The sequence below is a fragment of the Erythrobacter sp. QSSC1-22B genome, from assembly GCF_001678665.1.
Taxonomy (GTDB): Bacteria; Pseudomonadota; Alphaproteobacteria; order Sphingomonadales; family Sphingomonadaceae; genus Qipengyuania.
This window is the reverse complement of the sequence record NZ_LZRP01000018.1, coordinates 1-5,764: the sequence shown is the minus strand read 5'-3', so window position 1 is coordinate 5,764 and position 5,764 is coordinate 1. Positions and strand designations below refer to the sequence as shown.

Below are 5,764 nucleotides of genomic sequence, written 5' to 3'. Positions count from 1 at the left end.
GGCATCGACCAGCGTTCTCTCAGCGTCGAGAACATCGAAATACTGCCCCTCACCTTCACGAAAACCGATCGAGGCAAGCCGCGCTGCTTCCCGACTTGCCGTCGTCTGCGCCGCGAGCAAGGCTAGGCGCGTCCGGACGGCGCCGTAAGTGACGAGGGAATCCTCAACCTCTCGCAGGGCGTTAAGGACCGTGCGGTGATACTCGATCAGAGCGGCATCTGTGCGGGCGTCGGCGGCGCCGACTCGCGCGCGCAGTCGCGGCAGGTCGAACACGCCCCAATCCAGGGATGGTCCGGCCGAGAAGCCAAGCGCGCCGCCGCTGACGAGCGAACCGAAACCCCCAGCTAGTAGCCCGATGAAGCCGCTTATCCGTACCGACGGAAACAGCTCGGCCCGGGCCCCACCGGCTCGCGCACTGGCCGCCGCAAGCTGGCGTTCGGCCACCGCGATATCCGGACGTCGCCGCAGCAGCGCCTCTGGTGTTCCGACGGAAATACTCGTGATTTGGGGAAGGTCATCTGTCGCGTCGCTGGGGCCCGTAAAGCCCTGAGGAGTTTCACCGAGCAGCACCGCCAGCGCATGCCGCGCGACGGCGATTTGCCGTTCGATAGCTGGCACGGTGGCTTCAACGGCTCGCAATTGCGCCTCGGCGCGAACGATATCGAGACGGGCGCCAGCACCTGCCGCAGCGAGCTTGCGGGTAACCTCGAGCGAGCTGCTCTGATTGGCGATCGACGCCCGCGCGACTTGGAGTGCCGCTTCGCCGCCCCGCAAATCGAAGTAGCGGTTCGCCACGTCGGCGGCGACGGCCACTCGGGTAGATCGTAGCAGCGCCTGCGCGCCGCCGACCTCGGCTTCGGCGGCCTCGATCGATCGGCGCACCCGGCCGAACAGATCGATCTCCCAATCGGCCTGCGCGCCCGCCTGCACGACATCGCCGTCGCGCGGAACGGCGGGCAAGCGCTCCAGATCGGCGAGGCGGCGGCGCTGGTATGACGCGGCGACACCGCCGCCGGGGAGACGCTCGGCGCGCGCCGCCCCCGCCAGCGCTCGCGCTTCGGCAAGCCGGGCTAGCGCGATCTTGGCATCGAGGTTTGCGGCAAACGCCGATGCGATCAGCCGATCCAGTTCCGGATCGCCGAACGTTTGCCACCAGCGCGTTTCCATTTCAACTTGATCTAGGCCGCCCGGCTCCGCTGCGAAGCCGGGCGGAACCGATACCGGGGGCGGTGAATAGTCTACTCCGATGGATGCACAGCCGGACAGGACGCCGAGGATCAACAGCATCGGAGCTTTGCGAGCAGCATAGGTCATACCGGGGTCTCCTGGGACGACGAGGATTTTGGCTGCATCTTCCGCCCGGCGCGCCCGGGCACGAACCGGCTGATCGCGACGTAGAAGACCGGTGTCAGGAACAGCCCGAAAAGCGTAACGCCGAGCATGCCCGCGAACACGGCAACGCCCATCGCTTGACGCATTTCGGCCCCTGCGCCGGTGGCGATTACAAGCGGAACTACACCCGCGATGAAGGCGATCGATGTCATCAGAATCGGCCGCAGACGCAACCGGCACGCTTCGAGCGCCGCTTTCAGTGGCTCCAGTCCTTCATCTTCCTTGGTCCGCGCGAATTCGACGATCAGGATCGCGTTCTTGGCAGCGAGCCCGACGAGCACGACGAAGCCGATCTGGGTGAAGATATTGATGTCGCCCCCCGACACCCATACGCTCGCCAGAGCGCTGAGCAGACACATGGGCACGATCAGCAGCACCGCGAGCGGTAGCGACCAGCTGTTAAATTGCGCCGCCAGGATCAGAAAGGCCATCAGCACCGCAAGCGGGAAGACGTAGAGCGCTGCGTTTCCTGCTGCCTGCTCCTGGAAGGTGAGGTCGGTCCACTCGTAGGTCATCCCGCCGGGGAGTTCGGCTTCCGCGATACGCTCCATCGCCGCCACCGCTTGACCCGAACTGAAGCCCGGCGCCGGTCCGCCTGAAATGTCCGCAGAGGGATAGCCGTTATGACGGATCACCCGGTCCGGTCCGGCACTTGTCTGTGCCGTGACCAGGGTCGCGAGCGGCACCATCGCGCCTTGCGCGTTGCGGACTTGAAGTCGGCCGATATCTTCCGCTTGCGACCGGTCGCCCGCATCTGCCTGGACGAACACCTGATAGGTGCGCCCGAACCGGTTGAAGTCGTTCACATAGAGCGACCCGAGATAGACCTGCATGGTTTCGAAGACGCTGGTCAGCGGGACTCCCTGCGTCTTGGCCTTTGTGCGGTCGACATCGACCGCGATCTTAGGCGACGTCACGCTAAAACTGGTGAGAAGCCCGGTAATAGCAGGGTCTTGCGCCGCCGCCTGCAGGACCTTGGCGCTTGCCTCGGCAAGCGCCTCATAGCCGTTTCCGCCCCGGTCCTCGATCTGCATCTTGAAACCGCCGGTGGCGCCGAGCCCTGGTACTGGCGGCGGCGGAAAGACCCCGATGAAGCCGTCGGGGATCTGGGCGACCTTGCCTTGCAGGCGCTGCGCGATCGCGTCGGCAGCGAGATCGGGGCTGCGCCGCGCTTCGAACGGATCGAGTATCGCGAACATGACCGCCGCATTGGGGAGGTTGACGAAGCCGTTGATCGACAGGCCAGGAAAGGCGACGACACTTTCCACGCCGGGCTCGTCCAGCGCTACCCGGCTGACCTCCTGAACCACGGCTTCAGTGCGCTCGAGCGAGGCGGCGTTCGGGAGCTGGACGATGCCGACCAGGTAATATTTGTCCTGCGCCGGTACGAATCCTGCCGGCAGCTTGGCGAATCCTATGTAGGTGAGGCCGATCAGTCCGACGTAGACGATGCCCACGACCGCGCTCACTCCCACCAGCCGGCGGATCCCGCCGACATAGCTGTCGGACGCTCGCGCGAAGAGCCGATTGAACGAGCGGAAAAACCAGCCGAACATCCGGTCGATGCTGCGCTGGAACGCATCGGGGGATGCCTCTTGGCCCTTCAGCAGCACGGCGGCGAGTGCCGGACTCAGGGTAAGCGAGTTGATCGTGGAAATGATGGTCGAAATGGCGATCGTCAGCGCAAACTGACGATAGAATTCTCCTTGAAGCCCCCCCAGGAACGCTGTCGGCACGAAAACCGCCGCGAGTACCAACGTTGTCGTGATGATCGGACTCGTGACTTCGGCCATTGCCTGCCGCGCCGCTTCCTTTGGTGTCTTGCCAAGCCCGATATGTCGCTGGACAATTTCGACCACGACAATCGCATCATCGACGACGATGCCGATCGACAGCACCAGTCCGAACAGCGACAGGGTGTTCAATGAAAATCCGAACAGATACATGATCGCCAATGTACCGATCAGGGAAACCGGGATGGTAACCAGAGGAATGATCGAAGCACGCCAGCTTTGCAGGAATATGATCACCACCAGCACGACGAGGAGAGTCGCCTCCAGCAGTGTACCTATCACCGCTTCGATCGAAGCGCGAACGAAGATCGTCGGATCGTATGCGATGCGATATTCGATGCCTTCGGGGAAGTCGCTTGCAAGCCGTTCCATCGTTTCACGCACGGAATCGGATACATCGAGGGCGTTGGCGCCGGGGCTCTGAATGATCTGGAGAGCGACCGCGGGCTCGCCGTCGAGGAGCGAGCGTAGCGTATACGTATTTGCCCCAAGCTCGACTCTGGCAACATCGCGCAACCGCGTGATCTGGCCTTGGTCGCCGGTCTTTACCACGATCGCGCCGAACTCTTCCTCGGTGGCCAGTCGGCCCCTCGTGTCGATAGCCACCTGAAACGCGACATCGGCGCCGGGCGACTGGCCGACCGAACCGGCGGCAACTTCGACATTTTGTTCGCGGATCGCGGCGACGATGTCGCTCGCGGCAAGTCCGCGCGCGGCGACTCTTGCCGGGTCCAGCCATATCCGCATCGAATATTCGCCGGCACCCCAGACGGTGATATCGCCCACCCCGGGAAGGCGAGCCAACTCATCGCGCACTTGAAGAAGCGCGTAATTCGAGACGAACAAAGGATCGTAACGTTCTGACGGGGACAGCAGGTGAACCACCATCAGCGCGTCGGGAGAAGTCTTGGTGGTGGTGACGCCTAGCCGCTGCACATCCTGCGGCAGACGAGGAAGTGCCCGCTGGACCCGGTTTTGAACCTGGACCTGGGCGATGTCGGGATCGATACCCTGCTCGAAGGTGACGGTGAGCGTCATTCGTCCGTCGGTGGCGGCTTGCGACTGCATGTAGATCATGCCCTCGACGCCGTTGATCGCTTGTTCGAGCGGACTGGCGACCGTCTCCGCGATCACTTCGGGCGCGGCACCGGGATAGCTCGCTGTGACCTGGACGGTGGGCGGCGTGACGGCGGGATATTCGCTCAAGGGCAGGCGTGCGAGCGCGGCGAGGCCAGCGATCACCAGCAACACCGAAAGAACGACCGCGAAGATGGGCCGCTCGATGAAGAAGCGGGGGAAGTTCATTGCGCCGCCCGTCCGGCGTTGTCATCCTTGGCAGGCGTTCGGGCCGTCATCGAAATCATGCGCGGTCTGACCTTCATGCCGGGTCCGGCAAGACCCTTCACGACGATCCGCTCCCCGGCCGCAAGCCCGTCCTCCACGACCCGAAGGTCGCCAACTAGCCCGCCGAGTTGGACTGGGCGGTATTGCGTCTCGTTTTGACGATCGAGCACGAGCACGTATCGCAGGCCCTGCTCGACTCCGACCGCGAGGTCGCTGATGAGGACGGTGGGGCGAACTGCGCCGATCGCGATTTCGACCTCGGCAAACAGCCCCGGCGCCAACCGCCCGTCGCGATTGGACAGTATGGCGCGGACGGGAATGGTCCCTGTCCCCTCGTCGAGGGTGTTGCCGATAAAGTCCAGACGAGCGCTGCGGACGCTTCCGTCTTCCAAACGCACCTGAACTGGTGGGCGCTCGCTCGACCCTTGTTCCTGTGCCTGAACGAGGGCAGCGAGATAGGTGGCTTCATCGACGTTGAATTCGACATAGAGAGAGTCGACCGAGACGATCGTGGTAAGCGGTGTCGCCGTCTCCCCGCTGCCGACCATATTACCTCGCGTGACGAGGATTTTGCCCACGCGCCCGGTTATCGGCGCCTCGATGCTGGTGTATGCGAGATCCAGCTCCGCCACCCGCTCATTGGCGCGTGCGGACGCGAGTTGCGCTGTGCGTTCGGCCAAGGCCGCGTCCGCTTCGTCCGCTCGCTGCTGCGCGACTACACCCTCTTCGACCAGACGGCGCGCCCGTTCGCTCTCGACTTGCGCAAGACCGAGCCTGGCTCTCACTTCCTGCGTCGCAGCCTTGGCGGCTGCCAGGCGAGCCTGGAATGGGGCCGGGTCGATCTTGAAGAGTCTTTGTCCCTGGCGAACGATCCGTCCTTCGGGGACGCTGACTTCGAGTATGCGCCCGGACACGCGAGGCTTCAGTTCGACCGTTTCTACAGCAGCTAGTGTGCCGGTATATGTCGAGCGCGGCGCGTAATCTCGCGTCACGACCGCTGCGGCAAGAACCTCGGGCGGCAGGGGCGCGGCTTCCGCTTGCCCACTGGTATCACGGCCCAAAAACCATATGACGAAGATCACCAGCAGGACGATCGCCGCGAATGCGACCAAGAGCCTCATCTTGGTAAACCTCATCCTGGTAAACTTCGTCATCATTGCCTCCTGGCGAAAGGAAGCGGGTGCCACCTACTTCTCGATCCTAAGGCGACTCGATCTACGGTTTACCGTTGTTGG

At 63.6% G+C, this 5,764-nt stretch carries 3 protein-coding genes; all 3 read right to left on the bottom strand.

Annotated elements, in window-relative coordinates:
• A partial coding sequence (locus A9995_RS15525) for an efflux transporter outer membrane subunit (protein ID WP_145917021.1) occupies positions 1-1,314 on the bottom strand: 1,314 nt, incomplete at its 3' end.
• Entirely contained in the window at positions 1,311-4,490 is a 3,180-nt protein-coding gene (locus A9995_RS15520) for an efflux RND transporter permease subunit (protein WP_067614684.1), read from the bottom strand. The genes A9995_RS15525 and A9995_RS15520, both read right to left, overlap by 4 nt.
• Positions 4,487-5,683, bottom strand: a complete 1,197-nt coding sequence (locus A9995_RS15515; RefSeq protein WP_233998266.1) for an efflux RND transporter periplasmic adaptor subunit — start codon at positions 5,681-5,683, stop codon at positions 4,487-4,489. The genes A9995_RS15520 and A9995_RS15515 overlap by 4 nt, the downstream gene beginning before the upstream one ends.
• Between the last annotated feature and the right edge of the window lie 81 nt (positions 5,684-5,764).